Raw genomic sequence first — 26,004 nt, forward strand, 5'->3', positions numbered from 1 at the left:
ATAAAAAGTTTACAATTTGTTCATATTATTTATAAAGTATGTGTAAACGCTGATTTACCTGCATTGACGTGTGTTGATCTCCTTATTGCTCCAATTTCCTGCCAAATTCTCTTTTGACAGCATTTTCGCCGTATCAAAAATGTGGTATATTGACATCGGAATTGTTAGCTGAAAGGATGAAACCGTTGGAGAAAGATCCGTTAACGATCATTGAACAAGCCGAGGACCATTTTATAGAAAGAATTGCGGAAAACATGCATGCATTTGGAATGCCCTCTACCGTCGGACGTGTGCTGGGCATTATTTATATGAATCGAAAACCGATGACGCTTACCGAATTATCTGAGGCCACCGGCATGAGCAAAACACGCATGAGCCAGGTAGTGCGGGAAATGCTTGATGCCAATATCGCCGAGAAGGTGTTCGAAAAGGGCGTCCGAAAAGATTTATATGAGGTTGAACAGGATTACTATCAAACGTTTATCACGCTGTTTTCAGCCACCTGGAGCAAAGTCGTCAGCAAAAACAAAATGATGCATAAAAAACTCAATCGGGAGCTGCTTAGCGTGTTGGATGAAGAGCTTACTCCTGAAGCGGAAAAAAAAGTGAATGAACTGCTGAAGGAATTAAAGGAATGGCTCGATTATTATAATTGGCTCAGCCGTTTGATTGAGTTTTTTGAGAGCGAAGACATTTTTAAATATGTGCCCAAGCCGTAAAAAACGCCCTGTTATTACAAGGCGTTTTTTCTTATGCAGCACTGGCCAGGTTTTTCTTCTTTTTCTTTTTAATCGGGCTTAACGCTCGTTCAAGCCAGCCCATGACCAAATCGGCAATCACCGCCATCAAAGCTGTGGGGATTGCTCCAGCTAATATAATCGCGGTTCCGTTTGTGGCATTTGATCCCCTGACGATGATGTCTCCGAGACCTCCTGCTCCGACAAATGTCCCGATGGCCGTAATGCCGATGGCAATGACAAGCGCAGTGCGCAGGCCGGCCATTATGACAGAAAGCGCAAGCGGAAGCTCGACCATCCGCAGCACTTGAAATTTTGTCATCCCCATTGCTTTTCCGGATTCAAGATAAGCATGTTCAATGCTGATAATCCCTGTATACGTATTTCTGATAATCGGCAGAAGAGAATACAGAAATAATGACAATATCACCGTATTAGCGCCAAGCCCCATGACAAGCATCAGCACGGCGAGCATGGCGAGAGCCGGGATCGTCTGAATGACGTTCGTGACCGCAAAAACCCATCCGCTTAATCTTCTGTATCTGGCTATCAGGATGCCGAGCGGAATTCCAACAATGGCGGCAAATAAAACGCCATACACCGACATCAGAAAATGGCGGTAAAACTCCTGCAGCACGTAACCGCCGTTTTGCGAATAGTAAGTGCCAAGCTGCTGTAGTACTTCCATATGATCCGCCTCTTTTCTTAGTCAAAATAATGATGTTTCTCTAAAAATTCCTTTGCTACGACAGACGGCTCCTTCAGCTTGCCATCCACCTCATAGTTCAGCTCCTGCATCGTTTCCGTATCGATTTGCCCAATCAGCTTATTGATCACACCCTCAAGCTCGGGATGCGCCTTAAGCACCTTTTCCGGAATCACCGGTGAACAGTCATACGGCGGGAAGAAACGCTTATCATCTTTTAAAATTTTCAAGTCATAGGCTTTAATCCGTCCATCCGTTGAATAAGCCAGAACGGCGTCCATTTTCCCATTTTTGACTGCGTCATAGACTAGCCCGATCTGCATTGGATACGTTGTGCCGAACTCAAAGCCATATGTGCTGACAAAGCCTTTATACCCATCGCCTTTTCGTTTCAGCCAAGCATTGTCGACGCCTAATTTATATTGGGAGGCATTTTTCTTCAGGTCAGACACGGTGTTAATATGCCCCTTCTCCGCAAACTTTTTTGTTACGGTGAAGGCATATGTGTTATCAAAGCCGTAGGAATCAAACCATTTATAAGAAAAGCGCTTTTGAAACTCGTTCTGCACAATGTTCAGCGCTTTTTTCGGATCTTTCTCCGCTTCCTTGCCGAGGGTGCTTGTTAAATCAGTTCCGGAATAGCGCGTGGCAGAAATATCAATGTCACCGCCCAGCATCGCTTGGTGCTGCACATAGTTTGACCCGAGGTTTTTCACTAAAGCGGTATTCAAATCTGTATCATGTTCAATAAGCTGCGCGATCATATTCGCTACAATTTCTGATTCAGTCATGCTTTGCGCCCCGATTTTGATCGTGTCGTCTGAAGCGCCGCCGAGTCCCGGCAGAGAACAGCCGCTTAGCAGTATGACCAAACCTAGAGCGCACGCGCCAAGCCATTTGATTTTTTTCGTTTTCAACAGTGCCAACTCCTTACGAAACTTCCTTCATCCCTTGCAAGCCTTTCGGCGTCACCTTTCGTTCTGTCACAGCCAGCACATAATCAATGATAATGGCCAGAATTGTGACAGGCACGGCACCGCCAATGATATATTCAGGCTGATACAGGTTCAGGCCGATAAAAATATAGTCCCCGAGGCCGCCTCCCCCGATAAACGACGCAAGTGTCGCCCAGCCGATTAGGTAGATCGTTGATGTGCGGATACCCGCCATGATGATGGGAATCGCCAGCGGGATTTCGACGAGCCGAATCTGCTCCCAGCCGGTCATGCCAATCCCTTTTCCCGATTCCAGCAGGTTTTTATTTACACCTTTAATGCCGGTATACGTATTGCGCAGGATCGGCAGCACCGAATAGAAAAATAAAGCGACAATCGCCGGCACCTTTCCTACGCCGAGAAGCGGAATAAAAAAGGCTAAAATCGCAAGACTCGGCAGGGTTTGCACAATGTTTACGAAACCGATAACCGCACCTGCGCCTTTTTTCATTCTGGTAAGAGCAACACCGAGCGGCACTGCAACGATAATGCCCAATACAACGGCTATGAGTGAAATATATAAATGCTCTCCTGTTTTATACAGCAGCTCTCCGCCGTTCGTTTGCAAAAAAGTCATCATTTGATTCATCTTAAAAGAGCTCCTCCCCTGGTCAGATCGTCATGAGCTGGTTTTCCTCGTCGCCCCATATGGAATCGTATACGATATCAACGAGGCTCGCTCTTGTCACAATCCCTGCTAAATGGTTTTGTTCATCGACGACCGGAACATACTTGATCCCCTGCTTCAAAATTTTTCGGACTGTATCGCGAAGTAGCGCCCCTTTTTGAACGGTATATATATCTGAGCGGTATACATCGCCAACGATGCTCGCTTTTTTGCGGTTTTGATCAATCATTTCCACATCAACATAGCCCTTCAGCACGTTTTGCCGGTCCACAACAAGCAGCGAGTCAACACGTTTTTCTCTCATCAGCTGAATCGCCTGAGAAAGCGTTTTGTCCGCAGATACCGTCACCGGCGTTCTGTTCATCATTTGCTCTACCCGCTCGATATCCGGTCTTGACTGAATCAGGCGTTCTTTCCCGATGAATTCTTCAACAAATTCATTTGCCGGATTCCGGAGAATCTCATCTGGTGTGCCGACTTGAACGATTTCTCCCGCTTTTAAAATCACAATCCTGTCAGCAAGCTTAATCGCTTCGTCCATATCGTGGGTGACAAACACAATCGTTTTGTTTAGCGTTCTCTGCAGTTTTTTGAATTCTTCCTGAAGGGAATCACGTGTAATCGGGTCAAGCGCTCCGAACGGTTCATCCATTAAAATGAGAGGGGGTTCTGCGGCCAGCGCGCGCAGCACGCCGATTCTTTGCTGCTGTCCGCCGCTGAGCTCATGGGGATAACGGTCTAAATACTCCGGACCCATATCCACAAGCTTTAACAGCTCTCGCGCCCGTTCTTTCCGTTTTTCCTCAGGCCATTTCAGCAGCTTTGGTACGAGTGAGATGTTCTGCTGGATGGTCATATGGGGGAACAAACCAATCTGCTGAATCACATAGCCGATTTTTCTCCTCAGCTCAACAGGATCCTGTTCCATAATATTTTCTCCGTCGATAAAGATCCTTCCAGACGATGGTTCTATCAGCCTGTTGATCATCTTCATCGTTGTCGTTTTTCCGCAGCCGCTCGGGCCGATAAAACAGATAAACTCACCTTTGGCAATATCTAAATCAATGCTGTTCACAGCTTTTTTGCCGCCTTTATATACTTTTGACACTTGTTCCAATTTCAGCAATCCGTGCACCTCCGCAGGTTTCCATTAAATTTTCTGAAAAGTATAATCCTTATTATAATTTGAACTTTGTAAAATAAAAAGTTTACAATGTGTTGAAATTATATGTTATTTATAGATTATTTATTGTTATGACCGAGACGGAAAGGGTGTTCTTACAATTACGCCGGATACCTCCCACTTCCTCTGCATTCAGCTATTTTCAACATCAGGAAGAAATATGATATATTGACACCATCAATTGCCATTTGAAGGGATGATCAGCTGTGAAAAAAACCGCTCTCGACATCATTGAACATGCTGAAGAGCATCTCATTGAGAAGATTGCCGAAAATATGCATACGTTTGGAATGCCTTCAACTGTCGGACGTGTGCTCGGAATTATTTATATGAATCGAAAACCGATGACCTTAAGCGAGCTCTCTGAGGCTACGGGCATGAGCAAAACACGGATGAGCCAGGTTGTCCGTGAAATGATCGATGCCAATATCGCCGAAAAAGTGTTTGAAAAAGGTGTGCGAAAAGACCTTTATGACGTCGAGCAGGATTATTATCAAACCTTCATTTCTTTATTCGCGGCGAATTGGACAAAGGTCGTGAGCAAAAACAAAGTGCTTTATAAAAAATTAAACCGGGAGCTGACTGATCTTTTACAAAGGGACGGGCTTACCCCGGAAGCGGAAGAGAAGGTTAATCAGCTGCTGAATGAATTAAAAGAATGGCTTCATTACTATGACTGGCTGAGCAGATTGATTGAATTTTTTGAGAGTGAGGAAATCTTTCAGTATGTGCCGAAAACAAAAGAAAGCAGCTCTCTAAAATAAGGGAGCTGCTTTTTTGCATCATGAGGTTAAGACCGGAAACATGCCTTTCAGCCCGGCACCGATCATCCCGACCGCAACCACGGCTAAGATTAATCCCATCAGTCTGGTAATCACATTCATCTCGGTTTTTCCGAGTTTGCTGCTAATGAAAGCAGAATAGTGGAAAAAGAGAAAGGTCAGGGCAATCACTGCGGCTATGCCAATCATGACAGCGACATAATGACCAATGCCGCTATGACCGGCGGAAAGGCTCATCACTGTTGCAATCGTTCCGGGCCCAGCAATAATCGGAATGGATAAAGGCGTGACGGATATATCGGCTTTTTCCTTGCTTTCCTTATGTTCATCATGATGAAGAGATTGCACGTGTGATTCTTTCGCATTCAATAGATTATAGGCAATGCCGAAAATGAATATGCCGCCCGCCACTCGGAGCGCATGAATGTTGATATCAAACAGTTTAAAGATAAGATGGCCGAAAACCAAAAAAGCCGCCAAAATAAAAAAGGATAAAATAGCTGCCTTCCGGGCAATCGCTTTTCTTTCCGCTGATGTATAGCCTTCTGTCAGCGTCAGAAATATCGGTACGTTTCCGATCGGATTTGATACTGCGAATAAAGAAATGAAGACGTGAACGATGAATGAGAACATCATATACCTCCTTGTTGGTATTGTCTGTACAGAAAATAGAATTATTCTTCCCCCTTTTACCCGGAGGTGATTTCCCGGTAAACCTTTATAGCCTGTTAGAAACGCTACCCTTATTCGCAATACAAAATCTCTGACGTTTTTCTTGAAACTGCCGGAAAAGTCGATTTGGATGTTGAAATTAAGCTTAAGCTGGGCGGTGAATAATTCGACATTGATGTCCACAAAGACCAGATTAAAAAATGAAAAGACTTTTATAAAGCTCTTCTCCGCATCGCTGAAACAACCTATGAAAATGACATTTTAATCAATCAAGCGGAGCAAATCTTAGATAAAGCAGTGACGATTCTTCACCATACCCGCCCTGAGCACGTCAATTGAAACGCAATATAAAGACTGACCGAATTCGGATTCACTTGGCTGACATCCGTTCGCTCGCAGTATCATATCAAGGATTTTGGAGATGTATTTGAGAAATATATGAATAACTAGCATAAAAAAAGACACAGCTGCTATAAGGCTCGTGTCTTTTTTTGTATGAATATTGATTACTTTACAACTTTTTTCTTTTATAATAAAACTATTAGTCTATTTTCCCTATATTACAGGTAAAGGAGTTATTTTATGTATTGTCCTCAATGCGGCCATCAAACTGATGGCGGAAAGTTTTGTGAGAAATGCGGTTCGCCGCTCCCTGGTCACTCAGGCCAACAGCAGGCATCTCAGACTGGAGCCGCTGCAAAACAAGCAGCAAAACAGTTCGGTTCATTTGTCCTGGCCGTCCTGAAACGCCCTTATCAGGAATGTAAAGCAACAGGCGGAGAGCAGTTGATCAGCGCGGTGATCACGCTGGTTCTTTTTAGTTTGCTGACCCCTTTGATGTTTTATATTCTTTTTTCAGACGGTCCCGGAAGCGTAAGCTTTACAGCAATCTTCTTAGAGCCAACCATTTATTTTATTTTATTTCTATTTGGCCTGCATGCATGCATTTTTTTCGCCCTGAAAATCGCGGGGAACCAAGTGTCTTTTAAAGATTCATTCTCAAGATTCGGAGCGTTTCTCATTCCGTTTACGGCTATTTTGATTCTTGCCCTTTTCTTCTTTTTATTACATACAGACATTTGCTTTACTATATTAGCCGTTGGTTTAATCGGTGCATTCTTCGCCATTCCTCCTGCGATGCTGAGCAGTTACCAGCATTCATATAAAGGGAAGGTTGACGTCATTTACTCAACGATTGTGATTTATCTGATCATCTGCGTCACATTTCAGCTTATTATCGAACACTATGTCAAAGAGATTTTCCGTTATATGCTCTTTTAAAAACAACCCCATCACCTGCTGGTGATGGGGTTGTTTTATTGAATAGACGTTAAGTAAATTCTTCCGTTCTTCACTACGCCGGTATAGGTCCAGTTATATGTTCTGAGCTTTGGACTGCCGCCTGATTTTGTGATATAGAATTCCTCATACGTCTTAATCGTGATAGCTGAACCATTTTGGCTCCAGCTTTTCACTTCATAGTTATTAAAGTCTTCTGTTGTCCCCTCTTTATTTAATTTCGCCACAAGATGCTGCTGGTCGGAATAAAGGGAGCTGCCTTTCTCAAGGCTGTCTTCCATTAGTGAGAAATTATTTTGATTGACGGCATCTGCCTGACTTTGCAGATAACTGCCCATAAATAATGTCACTTGTTCATCTGTAACATCGCCGCTTGCAGAGTTTCCACTGTCTTTGTTTTTCGAACCAGCCCAAGCCGATGTGTATGTCTCTGGTTTATCATTTTTGATTTTCTTTATATTTGTGCCTGCAGATTCGAATGTTGATTCTGCATCTTCAAAAATCCACTTTTTCTGTTTTTTATCATATGAAAGAAGATATTCATAACTCGGACTGTCATCAGTCATTTCAGATTTTGAATAGTCGCTATACGAAGAAGACTGGTGGAGTTCTTTTCCTGTTACCGATACCTGCCACGTCCCGTCGTTATTCTGAGAGAGGGCAAATGTGTCCAGGTCAAAATCAGTTTCCAAGTATCTATCTTTTAAGTATGAGTCCGTATTTTTCATAGAATCAACGGTATCCTTCGTCTCTGCCTTCCATTTGGCACTCGCCTCTGTCATCTGGGCTGTATTCCCATCGGATAGCGCTTTGGAGTATTGTTTTGTTGTTTTGACAATTGTGTTCATAATCTGTTCCTGTGTATTTTGATCAGGAATTAATGTTAACTCCATTTCTTTATGTTCGATGGGAACGCCGGCTGTTTTTGTTTTTCCCCACGGAAATTCTGCCTCGACTGAAGCTGTCATTGATCCATCTGTCAGCAGCGGGCCGTATGTTACGGATTTGAATGGATCTTTATGAATCGACTTGCCGTTAATCAGCAAATCTCCCTTCCCGCTTTTGATGTCATCCGCTAAGCTGAATGTCACATCGTCTGCTTCCAATGAGAGGTCTACACGAAAGCTGTTATCGCCAACTGCCTGAATGTCTTCTTTTTTCACAAGATCGACGACATCGTTTTTCAGTTTGGCTGAGACTGTATATTCACCGGGAATGTACGGACCAAGGGTTTGTGCTTGATCGGCTTTCTTTACAGATCCGGCTTCCTCTTTATTGACATATAAATCGGTATTTTTATAATTGCTGGCCACTTCAAAATAAACAGGTGCTATCTTTAAGTCGTAATGATCGAATACCAGCAGGCTTTTCCCGTCTTTTTCCGCATGTACGATGTCCTTCTGGGCTGCTTCATCACGCAGCGATGCAAAAAGTTCATCCTTTTTGTCTGGATGGTCCTTCAAATATGTAAGAAACGGTTTTACATTGTTTTTAGTGAGCTTCAGCTTGTCATTTACCGGTGTGAGAAGAGACGCGATTTGATCCTTGTCCTCATCATTTACGGCCTGTTCAAACTTGTCAATTAACCTATCCTTTGAAGTAAAGTACGCTCCGGTTTTATATGCGGCGAATAATATAACGCACGCTGCTGCAATGCTGCTCCATAAAATGATGGTTTTCTTAGGGATCGGTTTTCGCGGAGCCTGCCTCGTTTCGGCAGTGCTTGCTGTTTCTGAATCGGCCTGTTTACTGCTCCCTCCGATCGGGGTGCCGCATTCTTTACAAAACTTGGCCCCTTCATTATTCTTAGTACCGCAATTCTTGCAAAAAAACATGACTTTCCTCCTATTCTACTAAATTGATAACATTTACTACTTTTCATATTTTATAATAAAACAGAATGAAATTGGGAACGAATGAAAAAATTAAATGTCTATCAGACTAAAAAAGGTGGTAAGAATATGCAAAAGCTCAGGATCGAATTAAGAGAAGATACAAATGACGAATTATATGATCTATTGCTGCTCGCCGATCCGTCCAAAGACATTGTAGATGAATACCTTGAGAGGGGAGAATGTTACACGGCTTGGGCCGATGATGAGCTTGCAGGTGTTTATGTGTTGCTAAAAACAAGGCCGCAAACGGTTGAAATTGTAAATATTGCCGTAAAAGAATCTCTTCAGAAGAAGGGCTTTGGCAAACAGCTTGTACTTGACGCCATCGAAAAGGCGAAGGAGCTGGGGGCGGACACAATTGAAATCGGCACGGGGAATTCAAGCATTCATCAGCTTTCTCTCTATCAAAAATGCGGATTCCGCCTTCAGGCAATCGACCATGATTTCTTTATCAGACACTATGATGAAGAGATTTTTGAAAACGGGATTCAATGCCGCGATATGGTGAGGCTTTATTTAGATCTTTCATAAAAGAGCTGATGGCTTTTTTCCCGGTACCCCGCTGCATTCCCTGTCTCACTGATATGATAAAAAAGCCAGCATGAGAGTCAGACCGACAGACAGATATAATCAGCATCCATAAACACTAGAAGGCCTGTGTAAACAGCTACTGAAAGAGGTTCTACAATCAGAAAAAATAAGTGACAAAATTCTTCCGAAGTATTCAGTCGGGACGTCTTTAAAAAACTCAAAACTGTTTGTACATCAATATAGGAAATAGACAGGAGGAGAATAAAAGCTGGAGCTAGGAAAGTTTGCATAAAAAAACCGCCGAGACTTAACTCGGCGGTCTTTTTATTACTTGTTTAAGTTGTAGAAAGAGTTGATACCGTGGTATTGAGCAGTTTCAGCCAACTGATCTTCGATGCGAAGAAGCTGGTTGTATTTCGCAACACGGTCCGTACGAGACGGAGCACCTGTTTTGATTTGTCCTGCGTTTGTTGCCACAGCGATGTCAGCGATTGTGCTGTCTTCAGTTTCACCAGAACGGTGAGAGATAACAGCAGTGTAGCCTGCGCGTTTCGCCATTTCGATTGCATCGAATGTTTCAGTCAATGTACCGATTTGGTTTACTTTGATCAGGATAGAGTTGCCTACGCCGTTTTTAATACCTTCAGCAAGTTTTTTCGTGTTTGTAACGAAGAGGTCATCACCGACAAGCTGAACTTTTTTGCCAAGACGCTCAGTAAGAAGCTTGTGGCCTTCCCAGTCGTTTTCGTCAAGTCCGTCTTCGATAGAGATGATTGGGTATTTAGAAACCATTTCTTCGTACCAGTCAACCATTTCAGCAGATGTTTTCACAACGCCTTCGCCAGACAGATGGTATTTGCCGTCTTCTTTGTTGTAGAACTCAGAAGATGCAGCATCCATTGCAAGTTTCACTTCTTCGCCAGGTTTGAAGCCGGCTTTTTCGATTGCTTCAACGATTGTTTGAAGCGCTTCTTCGTTAGAACCAAGGTTTGGAGCGAATCCGCCTTCATCACCTACAGCTGTGTTCATTCCTTTAGCAGAAAGAACTGATTTCAGGCTGTGGAAGATTTGAGCGCCCATGCGAAGTGCTTCACGGAAGTTAGGAGCACCTACAGGCATGATCATGAATTCTTGAATATCCACGTTGTTATCAGCATGCTCTCCGCCGTTTACGATGTTCATCATCGGTACAGGAAGAGTTTTTGAGTTGAATCCTCCAAGGTATTGGTAAAGAGGAATTTGTAAGAAATCAGCAGCAGCACGCGCACAAGCCATAGATACGCCAAGGATTGCGTTCGCACCAAGTTTGCCTTTGTTTTCAGTGCCGTCAAGCTCGATTAAAAGCTGATCGATTGCGTTTTGTTCAGTTACATCAAAGCCAAGAAGCTCTGGAGCAATGATTTCGTTTACGTTGTTAACAGCTGTTAACACGCCTTTTCCAAGGTAACGGTCTTTGTCGCCGTCACGAAGCTCAACCGCTTCGTATTCACCTGTAGAAGCTCCGCTTGGCACTAATGCGCGGCCGAAAGCTCCTGTTTCTGTATATACTTCAACTTCAACTGTTGGGTTGCCGCGGGAGTCTAATACTTCGCGTGCATAAACATCAACAATGTATGGCATGAGTTTTGTCTCTCCTTTTGATTTTCAAATTATTTTTGAATTAAAGATGTTCCTGTCATTTCTTTCGGTTTTTCAACACCGAGAAGGTCTAATAACGTTGGTGCAAGGTCTCCTAGGATTCCGCCTTCACGCAGCGTAACGCCTTCTTTCGTTACAATCACAGGGACTGGGTTTGTTGTATGCGCAGTGTGCGGTTCGCCTGATTCTGTAATCAGAATGTCAGCATTACCGTGATCAGCGGTAATGATAGCGTGTCCGCCTTTAGCGAGAATCGCGTCAACGACTTCGCCTAAGCATTCGTCCACTGCTTCAATTGCTTTAATTGTTGGTTCAACCATTCCGGAGTGGCCGACCATATCAGGGTTTGCGAAGTTCAGAATGATCGCGTCATGCTTGTCAGCTTCAATTTCTTTGACAAGCGCGTCTTTCACTTCATACGCACTCATTTCAGGCTTCAAGTCATACGTTGCAACTTTAGGCGAGTTGATGAGAATACGCTCTTCACCCGGGAATTCAGCTTCACGGCCGCCGCTCATAAAGAACGTGACATGCGGATACTTTTCAGTCTCTGCAATTCGAAGCTGTTTTAATCCGTGCTGAGATAATACTTCTCCGACTGTGTTATCAAGATTTATCGGTTTAAACGCTACATAGCCGTCAACTGTTTCACTAAAGTGAGTCAGGCAGACGAAATACAGGTTCTTTGGATAATTCTCGCCGCGGTCGAATTCACGGAAGTCTTTGTTTGTGAACGTGTTGGAAATCTGGATGGCGCGGTCCGGTCTGAAATTATAGAAAATCACAGAATCGCCGTCTTGGATTTTCGCAACAGGCTCACCGTTTTCTTTTGTGATGACAGATGGAATCACGAATTCATCGTAGATACCATTTGCATATGAATCATCAACAACATCTAGGGCGCTGCGGTAAGATGGGCCTTCGCCGTACGCCATTGCGCGGTACGCTTTTTCTACACGGTCCCAGCGTTTGTCGCGGTCCATAGAGTAGTAACGTCCGGAAATACTGGCGATTTCACCCACACCGATTTCCTTGATTTGATCGTTCAACTGGTTGATGTACGTTTTCGCTGTCTGCGGACCTACATCACGGCCGTCAAGGAAGCCATGGATATAAACCTTTGTCAGCCCTTCTTTTTTCGCAAGCTTTAACAGTGCGAATAAATGGTTGATATGGCTGTGCACGCCTCCGTCGGATAAAAGACCGAACAGGTGCAAGGCTTTGTTGTTTTCTTTCGCGTTGCTGATCGCGTCAAGGAATGTTTGATTGCGTTCGAACTCTCCTTCACGAATGGCAACATTTACGCGTGTTAAGCTTTGGTACACAATACGTCCCGCACCGATATTTAAGTGACCTACTTCGGAGTTCCCCATTTGCCCTTCAGGAAGACCTACAGCCTCGCCTGAAGCAGTCAATGTTTGATGAGGATACTGGTTCCAATAGCGGTCAAAATTCGGTTTTTTCGCTAAAGCGACAGCGTTCCCTACTGTTTCGTTACGTAATCCGAACCCATCAAGAATGATGAGTGCAGCTGGTTTTTTACTCATATTGACCTTCCTCCAATAATTGAACGAATGACTGTGGCTCAAGGCTCGCGCCGCCGACCAAAGCACCGTCAATATCGGACTCTGCCATATATTCTTTAATGTTTGCAGGCTTTACGCTTCCGCCATATTGGATGCGAAGCTTGTCTGCAGCTTCTTGGCTGAAGCTTTCAGCGACGGTTTTACGGATATGCGCACACACGTCATTCGCATCTTTCGCTGTAGAAGATTTGCCTGTTCCGATTGCCCAGATTGGCTCATACGCAATAACAGAAGCAGCAACTTGTTCTTCAGAAAGACCAGCAAGGCCTTTTTTCACTTGGTCAGCAACAAGATCATTTGTTTTGCCGGCTTCACGCTCTTCAAGCGTTTCACCTACACAGATGATCGGCACAATGCCGTGTTTGAAAGCTGCGTGTGCTTTTTTGTTAACTGTTTCATCAGTTTCAGCGAACATTTCACGGCGCTCAGAGTGGCCGATGACGCAGTAGTCAACGCCAAGGTCTTTCAGAGCAACCGGGCTGATTTCGCCTGTGAACGCGCCGCTTTCTTCGAAGTGCATGTTTTGAGCGCCGACTTTTAGGTCAGTGCCTTTAACAGCAGAAGCAAGCTTTTCTAAGAAAAGTGCTGGCGCGCAAACAACAGCTTCAGCTTTGTCTGCTGCTGGAATGGAAGATTTCACTTCTTCAACGAAGCTGACAGCTTCGCCGAGTGTTTTGTTCATTTTCCAGTTACCGGCGATAATTGGTTTTCTCATCTGTTCCACTTCCTTATAGCAGTTTTGAGATTATTTATCGTTCAGTGCAGCTACCCCTGGAAGCTCTTTGCCTTCCATAAACTCAAGGGATGCGCCGCCGCCTGTTGAGATGTGGCTCATTTTGTCAGCAAGGCCGAATTTTTCAACCGCTGCCGCAGAGTCTCCTCCGCCGATGACAGAGTATGTATCTTTCGCCTCTGCCAATGCTTCCGCAACCGCTTTTGTTCCTTGAGCGAACAAGTCGATTTCGAATACGCCCATCGGTCCGTTCCACACGACAAGTTTGCTGTTTTTGATGACGTCAGCATACGTTTCGCGTGTTTTCGTACCAATGTCGATTGCTTCTAAATCACTAGGGATTTCAGAGATCGGCACAATTTTCACGTTTGCATCGTTAGAGAAATCATCTGCAACGAGTACATCTTCAGGCATGTAGAAGTTAACGCCTTTTTCTTTAGCGCGGTCCATAAATGATTTCGCAAGCTCGATTTTATCTTCTTCAAGAAGAGATTTACCGACTTCATAGCCAAGCGCTTTTACGAAAGTATAAGCAAGACCTCCGCCGATGATCAGGTTGTCTACTTTATCAAGAAGACTTTCGATAACACCGATTTTGTCTTTTACTTTCGCTCCGCCGATGATCGCCGTGAACGGGCGGTCAGGGTTAGAAACCGCTTTTCCGAGTACATCAAGCTCTTTTTCCATTAAGAAACCTGCAACTGCTGGCAGATGCTCGGCAATTCCAGCTGTAGATGCGTGAGCACGGTGGGCAGCACCGAATGCGTCATTTACATATACATCTGCAAGCTCAGCAAATGCTTTTGCAAGCTCAGGATCATTTTTCTCTTCACCAGGATAGAAACGTACGTTTTCCAATACAAGAACGTCTCCGTCCTTCATCTCGGAAATTTGTGCTTTTACAGCATCGCCGTAAGCTTCATCCGCTTTTTTCACTTCTTTGCCAAGCAGTTCGCCGAGACGTGCAGCGACAGGAGTTAAACGAAGCTCCTCAACTACTTCGCCTTTCGGGCGGCCTAAGTGGCTCGCAAGAAGGACTTTTGCGCCTTGTTCTGCAAGGTGTTTGATTGTTGGAAGCGCAGCACGGATACGTGTATCGTCTGTTACTTCCCCGTCTTTCATTGGAACGTTAAAGTCAACGCGGCAGAATACAACTTTGCCTTTTACGTCGATGTCTTTGAGAGTTTTCTTATTCATGCCTAGGAGATCCTCCTTCAAAATGGTTTGCATACAGCACGAAAAACGTGAAACCGTCTGGACAAGCGATAACGCCGCTAGGGCAGATCGCAGTCTTTTTTCGGCACAGGGCAGTTCGTCTAAAAGCCAGGGCAGCGGCCTTAGGCGAAAGCGCCGGCAAAGCTGCTAAAAAGCGGTCGTTTCTCTTTCACAGAGCGTTTTCTGAAAGCCGGTCTTCATGGAAAAAGGGAAAGGGAGTCCGTCCCCTTCCCTTGTCCGCTTTCATTATAGCGCTTCTATTCAAAAGAACCAAGTCAGGTCCTTTTTCAGCTATAAATTAAAGACCTTTTTTTGCGATGTAAGCTGCAAGGTCAACAACGCGGTTAGAGTAGCCGCTTTCGTTATCGTACCAAGAGATTACTTTTACCATGCTGCCTTCCATAACCATTGTAGAAAGAGCATCGATTGTAGAAGAGTTTTTGTTTCCGTTGTAGTCGCCAGAAACTAATGGCTCTTCGCTGTAGCCAAGGATTCCTTTAAGGTCGCCTTCAGCTGCTTCTTTAAGAGCTGCATTTACTTCTTCAGCTGTTACTTCTTGGTTCAGTTCAGCAACCAAGTCAACTAGAGAAACGTTTGGAGTTGGAACACGCATTGCTCCACCGTTCAGTTTGCCTTTTAGTTCAGGAAGAACTAGAGAAACTGCTTTAGCAGCACCAGTTGATGTTGGGATGATGTTTTCAGCTGCTGCACGCGCACGACGGTAGTCTTTGTGCGGAAGATCAAGGATTTGCTGATCGTTTGTGTAAGAGTGAACAGTTGTCATCATACCGCGTTTGATGCCGAACTTATCGTTAAGTACTTTTGCAAACGGCGCAAGGCAGTTTGTTGTGCAAGATGCGTTAGAGATAACATCGTGGTTAGCCGCATCGTATTTATCTTCGTTAACACCCATAACGATTGTGATATCTTCTTCGTTAGCAGGAGCAGAGATGATTACTTTTTTCGCGCCAGCTTCTAAGTGTTTCGCAGCGTCTGCGCGTTTTGTGAAGAAACCAGTAGATTCAACTACGATTTCAACGCCTTGTTTGCCCCAGCTAAGTTTAGCAGGATCGCGTTCTGCAGAAACTTCAATTGTTTTGCCGTTAACAACAAGGTTGTTACCGTCAACTGAAACTTCAGCGTCTAATTTTCCGTGTACAGAATCATATTGTAAAAGGTGAGCCAGCATGTTAGCATCTGTTAAATCGTTAACCGCTACTACCTCAACTTCAGGATTGTTTAATGCTGCGCGGAATACGTTACGTCCAATACGACCAAAACCGTTAATACCGACTTTTACTGCCATGATTGTTTCCTCCTTTAAATAAGTGAGAGATATTTATATTGAGGGATTATTCATCCCTTAATAACTTCTTTGCGGCTCCTTCGTCTGTGACGAGAACCGTGTTGCGCGGCTTTTTAAAGTAAGCCTCGATCGCCTCGGCTTTTGATGATCCGCCCGCTACTGCAATAATATCGGGAATGGCGTCTATGTCATCCAGCTGCATTCCGACAGAATGCACTTTGTGGACCACTTCGCCGTCCGCATTAAAATAGTAGCCAAACGCTTCTGTCACCGCGTCGTTATCATCTATTTTCTTTAAGTCTTCTAAAGGTGTGTTTCTGCGCTGAGCCATAGTTTTAGCTTCGCCGATTCCGTGAACCAGCATACTCGCTGATTTAATGGTGTTCAGCACCTCTTTGACAGAAGGCTCTTCAATAATAGATGAATAGGCGCCTTGTGACAGCTGTCCCGGAACAAACAAAAGCCGGTAAGTGCCTGAAGCCTTCTCCGCCATATGCGCGCATATGGTGTTCGCCTGGTTTTTCACGTCTTCGCCTAAACCGCCTCTTGCAGGCACAAACAAAAGCTCGCGGTTTTTAGAATCCGGCGTCATCATTTCGGCGACAGCTTCAATTGTCGTACCGCCAGTTACAGCGACGATATTTTTGCCTGAAAATCTTTTTTTCATACATGCGACAGCCGCTCTCCCCATTTCTTTTTTGACCCATGGAGAGTGATCGCTGTCTCCGGATACGATAATGACATCCTTTAGATTTAAACGTTCTTTTAATGTCTTTTCCAAAAGCGTCAAACCTAAAACATCTTTCATTGTATCTTCCAGAACAGAAAGCAGTTCATAGCCCTCTTCTGTCAATGTCATGCCGTTTGTCTTAATATCGACCAGGTTCTGTTCCTTTAAAAACTGAACCTCGCCCCTCAGCACACGCTCGCTGATTTCGAGACTGGCAGACAGGCTTCTTCGCCCGATGGGTTCTGTCAGCCTGATATACTGCAAGATTTCAAACCTCTTTTGCATAACGAGCAGAAGATCAGGCAATAATTTTTTTTGAGCTTGTATTAACTGGTTCATGACTCAAACGTTCCTTCCTTTTTTGCTGGACATTATATGTCCCGCTATGACAAAAAACGTCCCATCATAGCCAAAAAAAATCATTTCTGCTTTCTTTAATTATTTTAACAGGGTGGAATTGTTTATTCAACTGTTAAGAGCCAATTCATCGACAATATTCGCAGAGTTTTCATGCCGCGGCGTTTTAACTAGCACTATTTTTTCCTATATATCTTTATCTTATACAGAAATCGCCAAATGGTGCATCCCAATATAAACAGCCCTTCCCAGAGAAAGGGCTGTTCTTTTAAAGCGTTTTCATTTTATCCAGAGCTTTTCAATTTCTTCAAGCGATTTGTTCTTCGTTTCCGGGCAGATTGTTACGACAAACAGGAAGCAAAGGATGTTAATCACCGCGAAGATCCAGAATGTATAGGCGAGCCCGAACGAATCAATCATCATTGGCACAAACTGTCCGATCGCCCAGTTTGCTCCCCATAAAAAGATGGTCGCAATGCCCGCAGCCCGCGCACGCAGATGGTTCGGGAAGATTTCAGAAATCATAATCCATGTGATCGGTCCAACCGAGACACAGAAAGCAGCGACAAAACCTAATATAAGGATGATCATCATGATCCCGCTTGTTAACTCAAAATAAAACGACGTCCCGATTAAAATCATAAAAATAGCCATAAAAGCAGAACCGATGGACATCAGTTTTTTCCGTCCGACTTTATCAATCAGCAACACCGCAATAACGGTAAAGATGACTTCTACAACTCCAACGATACAAGTCGTCACGAATCCGGCGTTTTGCCCGAATCCCATCATTTTAAAGATTTCCGGCCCATAGTAAGTAATGGCGTTCATGCCGATGACTTGGTTAAACAGCGCCAGCAGGATTCCAATGATAAGCGCCTTTCTGAGACCCGGCTTAAACAGCTGGGAGAGCGACCCCATTTGTTCTATTTTTAATGAGTTCTCAATGTTCTTTAATTCTTCTTTTGCAACAGTTTCTCCATTAATACGTGTCAGAATCTTTAAAGCTTCGTTTGTTTTGCCCGCTTTCGCCAGCCATCTCGGGCTTTCCGGGACGACGAGCAGGACAAGGAAAAAGATGACGGACGGCACCATTCCATAAGCAAGCATCCATCTCCAGCCGGTGTGCACGCCCCATTCGTATGTTCCGGACCGCTGCACAGCCAGATTAATAAAGTATGTTGCGGAAATACCCAGGATCGTAAAGAGCTGATATAAGGATGATAAACTTCCGCGTATGGCGGGCGGCGCCGCTTCTGTAATGTACGTAACAGAAAGCGATGAGCCCATCCCGATTCCCAGGCCCCCGATAATCCTTGCAATGATCAAAGTGGACACGTCTTGAGAAAGCGCTGAAACGATTGCTGATATCGCAAATAACAAAGCGGCTGTCATTAAAATTTTTCTCCGGCCGAATCTGTCACTTAAAAATCCGGATATCCCGACGCCCACAACTCCTCCAATCATAATGCTTGAAATGACAAGTCCCTCCATAAACGGACTCAGGCTGTATAAATCTTTCAGAAAACCGATGGCGCCAGAAATCACTGCCGTGTCATAGCCATACAATAAGCCGCCAAGCCCCGCCGCGCATGAGATCAAAATGACAAATCCCATTGAATGGCTTCTTGTTACAGGAACATTTGGTTCTAATTGAGTTGGAGTATTCTTCATTTCCCTGCCCTCCCGAAATGTTGAGTAAAGCGTTTTCATTTCAACCTGTAATTGTACGTACTTATATTAAAATTTAATGAAAATTACATTTAATTAGTACGTACAAATATAGAATAATCTTGTTTGCATTTTCTGTCAATGTTTTCTTCCAAAGAACGCTATGATATACTGAAATTTGTCCGTATACATTTTGGAGGAATGGATATGTTACCAAAATACGCGCAAGTAAAAGAAGAAATTAGTTCATGGATTAATCAAGGCAAAATACTGCCCGATCAAAAAATCCCTACCGAAAACGAATTAATGCAGCAATTCGGCGTCAGCCGGCATACCATTCGCAAAGCGATAGGAGACCTCGTATCACAAGGTCTGCTGTACAGCGTGCAAGGCGGAGGCACCTTCGTCGCTTCACGCTCAGCGAAGTCAGCGCTGCATTCCAATAAAACGATCGGTGTTTTGACAACCTACATATCAGACTATATTTTCCCGAGCATTATTAGAGGAATCGAGTCCTATTTAAGCGAGCAGGGATATTCTATGCTTTTGACAAGCACAAACAACAACCCGGACAATGAAAGAAGAGGCTTGGAAAACCTGCTGTCCCAGCATATTGACGGACTCATCGTAGAACCGACAAAAAGCGCCCTGCAAACCCCAAACATCGGCTACTATCTGAACTTGGAGAAAAACGGCATTCCTTTTGCGATGATTAACGCGTCATATGCCGAGCTTGCCGCACCGAGTTTTACCTTGGATGATGTGAAAGGCGGCATGATGGCGGCTGAGCATTTGCTTTCTCTCGGCCACACGCACATGATGGGTATTTTTAAAGCTGATGACACACAAGGCGTGAAACGGATGAACGGATTTATACAGGCGCACCGGGAGCGTGATTTGTTCCCCTCTCCAGATATGATTGTGACATTTACAACGGAAGAAAAAGAATCAAAACTCCTGGAGAAAGTAAGGGCCACACTGGAGAAAAACAGCAAGCATATGCCGACAGCCATTCTTTGTTATAACGATGAAATTGCGCTGAAGGTGATCGATATGCTGCGGGAGATGGATCTAAAAGTGCCGGAGGATATGTCTATCGTCGGGTATGATGATTCACATTTCGCCCAAATCTCCGAAGTGAAACTAACCTCTGTCAAGCACCCGAAATCCGTGCTCGGTAAAGCGGCGGCGAAATATGTGATTGACTCCCTTGAGCATAAAAAGCCAAAGCAAGAGGATGTTATATTTGAGCCTGAGTTGATCATTCGCCAGTCCGCACGAAAACTGAATGAATAAAAAAAGCAATGTATGGGTCTCCCCGCTACATTGCTTTTTTTATAGCTGTTATCTGTTTTCCCAAACATCAGCGATGATTTCAAACGAACGCATTCTGTCTGCGTGTTCATAGGTTTCTGAGTTAACCATAATTTCGTCAGCCTGTGTCGTTTTGACGAAGTCTTCAAGCTTCACCTTCACTTCTTCCGGTCCTCCGACAATCGTGGAGCTTAGCTGCTCATTGACCATCGCTTTTTCATACGGGCTCCAGATTTGGTCCATATCCTCAACAGGCGGTTTCAGCTGGTTCGGCGTACCGCGGACAAGATCAAGAAATCTTTGATAATGTGAAGTCGCAAGGTGCTGCGCTTTCTCGTTTGTATCTGCCGCGATAATGGTGACGCCGACCATCGCATACGGTTCGTCGAGCACTTCAGACGGCGTGAAGGAATTGCGGTACAGCTCTAAGGCAGGAACCGTATTCGCCGGCGAGAAATGGGCCGCGAACGCAAACGGAAGACCAAGTTCGCCAGCCAGACGGGCGCTGAAGCCGCTTGAGCCCAGCAGCCAAATCGGCACATCTATGCCCTCTCCCGGAATAGCGCGGACTTGATTGCGCACATTTCCCTTCGGTTTAAAGTAATTGCGCAGTTCCTCTAATTGTTCAGGAAAATCCTCTCCGCTGTTGATGTTTCTGCGGAGCGCTCTTGCTGTCAATTGGTCCGTTCCCGGCGCACGTCCGAGCCCCAGATCAATCCGCCCGGGATACAATGTTTCTAGTGTGCCGAATTGTTCAGCAATGATTAATGAAGAGTGGTTCGGGAGCATAATGCCGCCGGAACCGACGCGGATTTTCTTAGTGCCTCCGGCAATATGGCCAATCAAAACTGCGGTGGCAGAGCTTGCCACACCTTCTATATTATGATGCTCAGCAAGCCAGTAACGGTGATATCCCCATTCCTCCGCACGGCGCGCCAAGTCCATGCTGTTTCGGAATGATTCCGCGATCGTTCCTCCCTGAACAACCGGAGATAAATTCAAGACAGAAAGCAAGGTATCTTTGCGTTGGTAGTTAGACATATTGTTCTCCTTTGCAAATGTGTTATCAGGAAACAGCCCAAAGCTGTCAGGTCATGATCGAATGTACTTCTATCACACCATAACACAACTGCATTCTGGAATAAAAGAATTTGATTCGATGAAATTCGAACAATATAAAACGAACGGTTTGGGACGTTATTCTGCTCTAAACAGCTCCTTAGCCATCTCAATAAAGAGCTTAGCCGCCAGAGAAGCCTCCTTCAGCGACGGAACAGCTAGCTGCACATCACGGTATACCTGCGGGTCCAACTCTCTGGTCACCACATGCTCCGGCAGCGGCATGTGCGACATGGACATTTCTGATAAAATCGCGAGACCAAGTCCTTCTTTGACCATACTGATCGAGGTGTTCATGTTATAGACTGTGAAAGCGGCGTTCAGCGTAGCGCCCGCTTGCCTGAACATATCGTGAAAAGGTGATTCATAGCCGCCGTCGCAGACGATCATCGGTTCATCATCGAGATCTTTCAGCGTAATGGCTGAACGGCTGCAAAGCGGGTGATCATCCCTGAGCACGACTGCCATTTTGTCTTTTTTCAAATGAATGTACTCCATCTCCTCTGTTGGATACAGAAGAATGCCGACATCTATCATCCGCGTGTGAAGCCACTCCTTGACTTCATTTACAGTTCCCTCGTGCAGCACAAGCTCCAGTTTCGGATATTTTTGTTTAAATTCACTGATTAGCTTCGGCATAAAATAAGCCGAGGCAGTTGAGAATGTGCCAATATGGATTGTACCCAGTTCAAGCCCTTTTTCCGCGGCTGCGACCTGCTCAACTTTTTCAATACCTTTTAAGACTTCCCTGATGTGTACTAAGATCTGTTTTCCGGTATCAGTCAGCATCAGGCCATTTCGGCGGTCACGAATAATCAGCTTTACATCAAGCTCAGCTTCGATTGCAGAAATCGCATGGCTGACAGCCGGCTGTGTCATGTTCAGCGCCTGACCCGCTTTTGTAAAGCTTCCCGTTTCAGCTATTTTGACGAAAACCTTTAATTGTGTAATAGTCATAACAATTTACTTATGCTCCTCATAAAAAAGATTCATTTTATTTATCTTACGTTCTACCGTATCATATGATGGAAAAGTTCTACAAGGAGTGAATGAACAATGAAGCAGCTCTCAAAAACGCGGACAGCTCTCCTGCTCGCATTTCTCGTCATCATGTGGGGCGTCAATTGGCCGCTGTCCAAAGCCGCGCTCGCCTATTCGCCGCCCTTATTATTCGCGGGCATCCGAACGCTGATCGGCGGGCTTTTATTAGTCATTGTCGCACTGCCGCGTATTCATAAATTACGCTTAAAAGAAACGTGGCCGATTTATTTGGTTTCTGCACTATTAAACATTACGTTATTCTACGGCCTGCAAACGATCGGGCTGAATTATCTTCCGGCCGGCCTGTTTTCTGCAATCGTCTTCTTTCAGCCTGTTCTGATGGGCGTATTTTCTTGGCTGTGGCTCGGCGAATCCATGTTTGTATTGAAAGTGATCGGGCTCATCCTCGGTTTTGCGGGAGTAGCCGTCATTAGTGCCGCGGGCTTTGGCGGGCATATTTCTGTCATTGGGGTTCTGCTGGCGCTTGGCTCCGCAATCAGCTGGGCGCTCGGAACAGTATATATGAAAAAAACAGGCAGCCGCGTCGATTCCATCTGGATGGTCGCCTTGCAGCTGACGATCGGCAGCGTGTTTCTGCTTATATCCGGTCTTTGGACAGAAAGCTTTTCCGCGATCCAATGGACAGCTCCGTTTATCACGAGCCTGCTGTTCATCTCTGTATTCGTTATCGCACTCGGCTGGCTTATCTTTTTTACACTTGTCGGTTCAGGAGAAGCAAGCAAGGTCGCATCTTATACGTTTTTGATTCCGCTCATATCGATCGTGGCCAGCTCCATTTTCCTGCATGAACCGCTCACCCTTAGCCTCTTGGCAGGGCTGCTGCTGATTGTCACAAGCATCTGTCTCGTGAATACAAAATCAAAAGCGCAGAAAGCAGCGGCGATTGGCATAAATGAGAAAGCTGCACAATAATAAAAACCCTCTTGCCTGATGCGGCGAGAGGGTTTCTTATCTACTGGTGTTTGCGTCCTTTGACCAAATACGCAACGGTAATCAAAAGGTAGATCGCCGCAGTAATGCCGGTAATGACAATTGACGTTGTCATGACGACCCCGATCAGAATGGCGAGTAATGCCACAATCGCAAACCATGTCGTGTATGGGAACCATTTTACATAATAAGCCGGTTTTTCCGTTTGCTGTTTTCTCGATTTCAAATGAGCGAATCCGATGATCAGCCAAATGAATAAAACGGTATATCCCAATGATCCCATTAAATAATTAAATGTTTGGCTTCCCGCGAACAGAGAAATCAACACGCCAATATAGAGAGAAGAAGTGCACATCAGAATCGCAAACATCGGTACGTTTTTCGATGAAAGCTTCGAGAAGACCTTTGGAAGCCTTCCGTCACTTGCCTGTGTATACAAAATGCGTGATGATCCGTATAAACCTGAATTCATAGAAGAAATGATCGCCAGCAGGATGACTGCGTTCATGATATGATCCGCGCCCGGAATGCCTACCATTTTAAAGACCATCACGAAAGGACTTTCCGGAACGGAATTGACTTGGTTCCACGGAATCAGGCTGACGATGATGAAAAACGGCAGCAGGTAAAACGCGACAATCCGTGTCAGTGTGCTACGGACAGCTTTCGGGACAACCTTTTCTGGATTTTTTGTTTCAGCAAGTGTCACTCCGATAATTTCTGTACCGCCGTAAGAGTAGATGACGACAAGCATCGCCGTAATCAGCCCTGTGCCGCCGTGCGGGAAAAATCCGCCGTGCTCTGTCAGGTTTGAAAATCCAGCAGCTGTATGATCACCGAATGATACGAATAAAAGCAATAACCCTAAAATAATAAAGATGATAATAACGGTAATCTTGATCATGGCCAGCCAATATTCAGTTTCGGCGAAAATTTTAACAGAAAGCAAGTTTACGATCGTGACGATAAGAGAAATCCCCAATGCCAGCACCCAGATCGGGCAGCCCGGGAGCCAGTATTGAATGAATATCGCAGCTACAACAGCTTCAGCCGCAATATTGAGCACCCACATTTTCCAGTAGATCCAGTCCAAGAAATAAGCGGCGTAATTCCCCAATACCTGCTGGACAAGATCACGGAAGGTTCTGGCGTTGCGGTTTCGAACAGCCATTTCCGCGAGCCCCTGCATAATAAACAGCAAAATAATTCCGCCGAGCAGGTAAGCGATAATGACAGATGGCCCTGCCACATCGATCGCTGAGCTGCTCCCCTTAAATAAACCTGCGCCGATTGCTCCGCCCAGCGCCATCATCATAATATGGCGGGACGTCATCGTGCGTTTTAACGTTTGATTGTCGTTTTTCATCCTCTTCTACCTCTCCTTCTCGTTTTCAAAAACAAAAAAGCCCGCCGCCCCTTATCTAATCTAATAGATAAAGAGACGACGAGCCTTCGGCTGACCGCGGTACCACTCTTGTTGATTCTTCATGAAGAATCCTGCTTTTGACCTGTAACGAAGGTTAGCCGTTAAAACATAGGGAATATTCAATCTATTCCGTTCCGTCTTACCACTCCCGGGCGAGTTCAAAGAAGAATCAGGCTGCGTCGCACCACCCCGCAGCTCTCTGTTCTGATTACTTTCTTTTACTGCTCCCAATCTATGCGTTTTAGTTTTCTGAAAAACTCAAATTTTATGATCTGAATATATTAACATAATATACGTGCTTCTCTTTTCCCTGTCAATAACTTCAGAGAAAAAAGAAACTGTTATTTTGTCCCTTTTTGAATCGCTTTCCAAAAGGATTCTGACTCGTTTCCTAATGCGTAGACTGAAACACCTGCTATTTTATATTGCTTTGCCAAATGGCTTTTCGTTTGAACGGTTTTTTCGTTTTCATACCACACGACATGTTTATGCTTCTTTTTGTCAACATAAGAAAACGTCATCGAACCTGTTTTTTTGTTGAATGCCGGCTTTGCTTTTTGCTTTTGAATGAGGGATTTGAGTTCATTCCATTCCCTCACAGAGCTTCCGCTTCCGCTTCCGCTTCCGTCTTTTACATCCCAATCATAGCCGTACGCGGGGATGCCCATGATGACTTTATTGGCTTTGATCTTTTTGACTGAAAACTGCAGAGAGCTTTTGATCCAGTTTGTGCTTGCCACTGATCCTGGCTCACCCCAAATGCCGTGTTCGTCGTAGGTCATGACTTGTACGAAGTCGGCATATTTGCCGATTTTCGCATAATCATACGGCCAGCTCCAATCATCATTTTTATCATCAGCGCTTTTGGCCGGAACAGATACCATTGTTTGAATATGTTTCTTTTTCAAAGCCTGTGAGACATCTTGAATAAAACGTGAGTATTTAGATCGGTCTTCTGGATTCACTGCTTCAAAATCGATATTGATACCGTAGTATGAGTGCTTTTTCGCCAAAGATATGAGCTGATCAGCGAACCGTTTTTTCGCTGTTTTATTACTCATGACCCGACTTGCCAAATCTCCGTCAAAGTCATAAATGGCATCATTATAGTTTGAAATGACAGCCCATGTCTTGATTTTTTTCTTATTCGCATATGTCAGCTGCTTGCTTGGGGCATCGCCAATGATTTGTCCGTTTTTTTCAAACGCAAATGTATCGGTTGCGATGGCATTCATGTATGTATGATATTTCGTAAGAGAATTGTATGAAGCCGTATCCCCAGTCGTGTAGCCTAATGTCATACCGGCTGCCTTCGCTTCTCCTTTTGTATACATAAACAGAACAATCGCAATCGCCAGTGAAACCGCTATGATCAGCCATTTTTTCATCACATTTCCTCCTGTATCAAGTCATACTCTTCTCATCGGCCAAAAAATTGGAAGTTGAAGTTTTTTTCAAGCAAAAAGCCCGGCATATGCCTGCCGGGCTT

Annotated in this window: 23 protein-coding genes, 1 pseudogene and 1 other annotated feature; of the genes and pseudogenes, 7 read left to right on the forward strand and 17 right to left on the reverse strand. The window is 44.7% G+C overall.

What is annotated here, in order from left to right:
- The first annotated feature begins 185 nt into the window (after window positions 1-185).
- Window positions 186-719 carry a GbsR/MarR family transcriptional regulator gene (locus CDO84_RS16380; RefSeq protein ID WP_040081796.1) on the forward strand — a complete coding sequence of 178 codons (534 nt, stop codon included), beginning with the start codon at window positions 186-188 and terminating at the stop codon, window positions 717-719.
- 31 nt (window positions 720-750) lie between these two features.
- Here the strand turns inward: CDO84_RS16380 and opuCD are convergent, their stop codons facing one another.
- From opuCD to opuCA, 4 genes are read right to left on the reverse strand one after another with little or no spacing between them, the layout of a single operon-like run.
- Entirely contained in the window at window positions 751-1,425 is a 675-nt protein-coding gene (opuCD, locus tag CDO84_RS16385) for a glycine betaine/carnitine/choline/choline sulfate ABC transporter permease OpuCD (RefSeq protein ID WP_040081795.1), read from the reverse strand.
- A gap of 17 nt (window positions 1,426-1,442) precedes the next feature.
- The gene (gene opuCC / locus CDO84_RS16390; RefSeq protein ID WP_040081794.1) at window positions 1,443-2,360 is read right to left on the reverse strand and encodes an osmoprotectant ABC transporter substrate-binding lipoprotein OpuCC; all 918 of its coding nucleotides are present in this window, start codon (window positions 2,358-2,360) and stop codon (window positions 1,443-1,445) included.
- A gap of 13 nt (window positions 2,361-2,373) precedes the next feature.
- Complete coding sequence (opuCB, locus tag CDO84_RS16395; protein WP_003228349.1) at window positions 2,374-3,027, reverse strand: glycine betaine/carnitine/choline/choline sulfate ABC transporter permease OpuCB; 654 nt, start codon at window positions 3,025-3,027, stop codon at window positions 2,374-2,376.
- Window positions 3,028-3,049: 22 nt separating this feature from the next.
- Entirely contained in the window at window positions 3,050-4,192 is a 1,143-nt protein-coding gene (gene opuCA, locus CDO84_RS16400; protein WP_003243370.1) for an osmoprotectant ABC transporter ATP-binding protein OpuCA, read from the reverse strand.
- A gap of 263 nt (window positions 4,193-4,455) precedes the next feature.
- Between opuCA and opcR the strand changes: the two genes are divergently transcribed.
- On the forward strand, window positions 4,456-5,013 hold the full coding sequence (opcR, locus tag CDO84_RS16405) for an opuC operon transcriptional regulator OpcR (protein ID WP_014665408.1): 558 nt from the start codon (window positions 4,456-4,458) through the stop codon (window positions 5,011-5,013).
- 18 nt (window positions 5,014-5,031) lie between these two features.
- Here the strand turns inward: opcR and CDO84_RS16410 are convergent, their stop codons facing one another.
- Window positions 5,032-5,667 (reverse strand): NAAT family transporter, encoded by a 636-nt coding sequence (locus CDO84_RS16410; protein ID WP_080478277.1) that lies wholly within the window; start codon window positions 5,665-5,667, stop codon window positions 5,032-5,034.
- A gap of 96 nt (window positions 5,668-5,763) precedes the next feature.
- On the opposite strand from CDO84_RS16410, the pseudogene CDO84_RS16415 reads away from it, so the two are divergent.
- Together CDO84_RS16415 and CDO84_RS16420 are read left to right on the forward strand one after the other, a co-directional pair.
- Window positions 5,764-6,153, forward strand: a pseudogene (locus CDO84_RS16415) (YvbH-like oligomerization domain-containing protein); the annotation flags it as partial.
- Window positions 6,154-6,285: 132 nt separating this feature from the next.
- Window positions 6,286-6,984, forward strand: coding sequence for a zinc ribbon domain-containing protein (locus CDO84_RS16420; RefSeq protein WP_040081793.1), 699 nt, complete (start codon window positions 6,286-6,288; stop codon window positions 6,982-6,984).
- Window positions 6,985-7,019: 35 nt separating this feature from the next.
- Here the strand turns inward: CDO84_RS16420 and CDO84_RS16425 are convergent, their stop codons facing one another.
- Window positions 7,020-8,837 (reverse strand): zinc ribbon domain-containing protein, encoded by a 1,818-nt coding sequence (locus CDO84_RS16425; protein WP_040081792.1) that lies wholly within the window; start codon window positions 8,835-8,837, stop codon window positions 7,020-7,022.
- A gap of 126 nt (window positions 8,838-8,963) precedes the next feature.
- Here CDO84_RS16425 and CDO84_RS16430 point away from each other — a divergent pair, with 126 nt between their 5' ends.
- Window positions 8,964-9,428 carry a GNAT family N-acetyltransferase gene (locus CDO84_RS16430; RefSeq protein WP_040081791.1) on the forward strand — a complete coding sequence of 155 codons (465 nt, stop codon included), beginning with the start codon at window positions 8,964-8,966 and terminating at the stop codon, window positions 9,426-9,428.
- A 327-nt stretch (window positions 9,429-9,755) separates the two neighbouring features.
- On the opposite strand, the gene eno is transcribed toward CDO84_RS16430, so the two are convergent.
- The 7 genes from eno to araE all read right to left on the reverse strand — a co-directional run bounded on the left by eno (window position 9,756) and on the right by araE (window position 18,667).
- The gene (gene eno / locus CDO84_RS16440) at window positions 9,756-11,048 is read right to left on the reverse strand and encodes a phosphopyruvate hydratase (RefSeq protein ID WP_003151625.1); all 1,293 of its coding nucleotides are present in this window, start codon (window positions 11,046-11,048) and stop codon (window positions 9,756-9,758) included.
- A gap of 29 nt (window positions 11,049-11,077) precedes the next feature.
- Window positions 11,078-12,613 (reverse strand): 2,3-bisphosphoglycerate-independent phosphoglycerate mutase, encoded by a 1,536-nt coding sequence (gpmI, locus tag CDO84_RS16445; RefSeq protein ID WP_040081790.1) that lies wholly within the window; start codon window positions 12,611-12,613, stop codon window positions 11,078-11,080.
- Entirely contained in the window at window positions 12,606-13,367 is a 762-nt protein-coding gene (tpiA, locus tag CDO84_RS16450) for a triose-phosphate isomerase (protein WP_003243394.1), read from the reverse strand. The genes gpmI and tpiA overlap by 8 nt, the downstream gene beginning before the upstream one ends.
- A gap of 30 nt (window positions 13,368-13,397) precedes the next feature.
- A complete protein-coding gene (locus tag CDO84_RS16455; RefSeq protein ID WP_040081789.1) occupies window positions 13,398-14,582 on the reverse strand; it encodes a phosphoglycerate kinase in 1,185 nt (394 codons plus the stop codon).
- Window positions 14,583-14,898: 316 nt separating this feature from the next.
- Window positions 14,899-15,906 carry a type I glyceraldehyde-3-phosphate dehydrogenase gene (gene gap / locus CDO84_RS16460; protein ID WP_003219957.1) on the reverse strand — a complete coding sequence of 336 codons (1,008 nt, stop codon included), beginning with the start codon at window positions 15,904-15,906 and terminating at the stop codon, window positions 14,899-14,901.
- Window positions 15,907-15,952: 46 nt separating this feature from the next.
- Window positions 15,953-16,975: a gapA transcriptional regulator CggR gene (gene cggR, locus CDO84_RS16465; RefSeq protein ID WP_014665418.1), complete on the reverse strand. Its 1,023-nt coding sequence runs from the start codon at window positions 16,973-16,975 to the stop codon at window positions 15,953-15,955.
- 297 nt (window positions 16,976-17,272) lie between these two features.
- On the reverse strand, window positions 17,273-18,667 hold the full coding sequence (araE, locus tag CDO84_RS16470; RefSeq protein ID WP_040081788.1) for an arabinose-proton symporter AraE: 1,395 nt from the start codon (window positions 18,665-18,667) through the stop codon (window positions 17,273-17,275).
- Window positions 18,668-18,871: 204 nt separating this feature from the next.
- On the opposite strand from araE, the gene araR reads away from it, so the two are divergent.
- Window positions 18,872-19,960 (forward strand): arabinose utilization transcriptional regulator AraR, encoded by a 1,089-nt coding sequence (gene araR, locus CDO84_RS16475; protein ID WP_040081787.1) that lies wholly within the window; start codon window positions 18,872-18,874, stop codon window positions 19,958-19,960.
- Between the two features lie 48 nt (window positions 19,961-20,008).
- Here the strand turns inward: araR and CDO84_RS16480 are convergent, their stop codons facing one another.
- Entirely contained in the window at window positions 20,009-21,019 is a 1,011-nt protein-coding gene (locus CDO84_RS16480) for an LLM class flavin-dependent oxidoreductase (protein ID WP_040081786.1), read from the reverse strand.
- Window positions 21,020-21,175: 156 nt separating this feature from the next.
- Window positions 21,176-22,054, reverse strand: coding sequence for a LysR family transcriptional regulator (locus CDO84_RS16490; RefSeq protein ID WP_040081784.1), 879 nt, complete (start codon window positions 22,052-22,054; stop codon window positions 21,176-21,178).
- Between the two features lie 99 nt (window positions 22,055-22,153).
- On the opposite strand from CDO84_RS16490, the gene CDO84_RS16495 reads away from it, so the two are divergent.
- Window positions 22,154-23,071, forward strand: a complete 918-nt coding sequence (locus CDO84_RS16495; protein WP_040081783.1) for a DMT family transporter — start codon at window positions 22,154-22,156, stop codon at window positions 23,069-23,071.
- Between the two features lie 40 nt (window positions 23,072-23,111).
- On the opposite strand, the gene CDO84_RS16500 is transcribed toward CDO84_RS16495, so the two are convergent.
- Both CDO84_RS16500 and CDO84_RS16505 read right to left on the reverse strand, forming a co-directional pair.
- Entirely contained in the window at window positions 23,112-24,455 is a 1,344-nt protein-coding gene (locus tag CDO84_RS16500; RefSeq protein WP_040081782.1) for an amino acid permease, read from the reverse strand.
- A gap of 68 nt (window positions 24,456-24,523) precedes the next feature.
- Window positions 24,524-24,759 (reverse strand) — a binding site (T-box leader).
- A 97-nt stretch (window positions 24,760-24,856) separates the two neighbouring features.
- A complete protein-coding gene (locus tag CDO84_RS16505) occupies window positions 24,857-25,903 on the reverse strand; it encodes a glycosyl hydrolase family 18 protein (RefSeq protein ID WP_040081781.1) in 1,047 nt (348 codons plus the stop codon).
- Window positions 25,904-26,004: the final 101 nt, after the last annotated feature.

The sequence above is a fragment of the Bacillus sp. MD-5 genome (assembly GCF_002201875.1).
Taxonomy (GTDB): domain Bacteria; phylum Bacillota; class Bacilli; order Bacillales; family Bacillaceae; genus Bacillus; species Bacillus stercoris.

Coding starts and splice junctions, on each gene's coding strand:
- CDO84_RS16500 (WP_040081782.1), bottom strand. CDS start 24,455: ATGAAAAACGACAATCAAACGTTAAAACGCACGATGACGTCCCGCCAT.
- CDO84_RS16420 (WP_040081793.1), top strand. CDS start 6,286: ATGTATTGTCCTCAATGCGGCCATCAAACTGATGGCGGAAAGTTTTGT.
- tpiA (WP_003243394.1), bottom strand. CDS start 13,367: ATGAGAAAACCAATTATCGCCGGTAACTGGAAAATGAACAAAACACTC.
- eno (WP_003151625.1), bottom strand. CDS start 11,048: ATGCCATACATTGTTGATGTTTATGCACGCGAAGTATTAGACTCCCGC.
- CDO84_RS16505 (WP_040081781.1), bottom strand. CDS start 25,903: ATGAAAAAATGGCTGATCATAGCGGTTTCACTGGCGATTGCGATTGTT.
- CDO84_RS16430 (WP_040081791.1), top strand. CDS start 8,964: ATGCAAAAGCTCAGGATCGAATTAAGAGAAGATACAAATGACGAATTA.
- araR (WP_040081787.1), top strand. CDS start 18,872: ATGTTACCAAAATACGCGCAAGTAAAAGAAGAAATTAGTTCATGGATT.
- gap (WP_003219957.1), bottom strand. CDS start 15,906: ATGGCAGTAAAAGTCGGTATTAACGGTTTTGGTCGTATTGGACGTAAC.
- CDO84_RS16480 (WP_040081786.1), bottom strand. CDS start 21,019: ATGTCTAACTACCAACGCAAAGATACCTTGCTTTCTGTCTTGAATTTA.
- CDO84_RS16410 (WP_080478277.1), bottom strand. CDS start 5,667: ATGATGTTCTCATTCATCGTTCACGTCTTCATTTCTTTATTCGCAGTA.
- opuCB (WP_003228349.1), bottom strand. CDS start 3,027: ATGAATCAAATGATGACTTTTTTGCAAACGAACGGCGGAGAGCTGCTG.
- CDO84_RS16490 (WP_040081784.1), bottom strand. CDS start 22,054: ATGACTATTACACAATTAAAGGTTTTCGTCAAAATAGCTGAAACGGGA.
- CDO84_RS16495 (WP_040081783.1), top strand. CDS start 22,154: ATGAAGCAGCTCTCAAAAACGCGGACAGCTCTCCTGCTCGCATTTCTC.
- gpmI (WP_040081790.1), bottom strand. CDS start 12,613: ATGAGTAAAAAACCAGCTGCACTCATCATTCTTGATGGGTTCGGATTA.
- cggR (WP_014665418.1), bottom strand. CDS start 16,975: ATGAACCAGTTAATACAAGCTCAAAAAAAATTATTGCCTGATCTTCTG.
- opuCD (WP_040081795.1), bottom strand. CDS start 1,425: ATGGAAGTACTACAGCAGCTTGGCACTTACTATTCGCAAAACGGCGGT.
- CDO84_RS16455 (WP_040081789.1), bottom strand. CDS start 14,582: ATGAATAAGAAAACTCTCAAAGACATCGACGTAAAAGGCAAAGTTGTA.
- araE (WP_040081788.1), bottom strand. CDS start 18,667: ATGAAGAATACTCCAACTCAATTAGAACCAAATGTTCCTGTAACAAGA.
- CDO84_RS16425 (WP_040081792.1), bottom strand. CDS start 8,837: ATGTTTTTTTGCAAGAATTGCGGTACTAAGAATAATGAAGGGGCCAAG.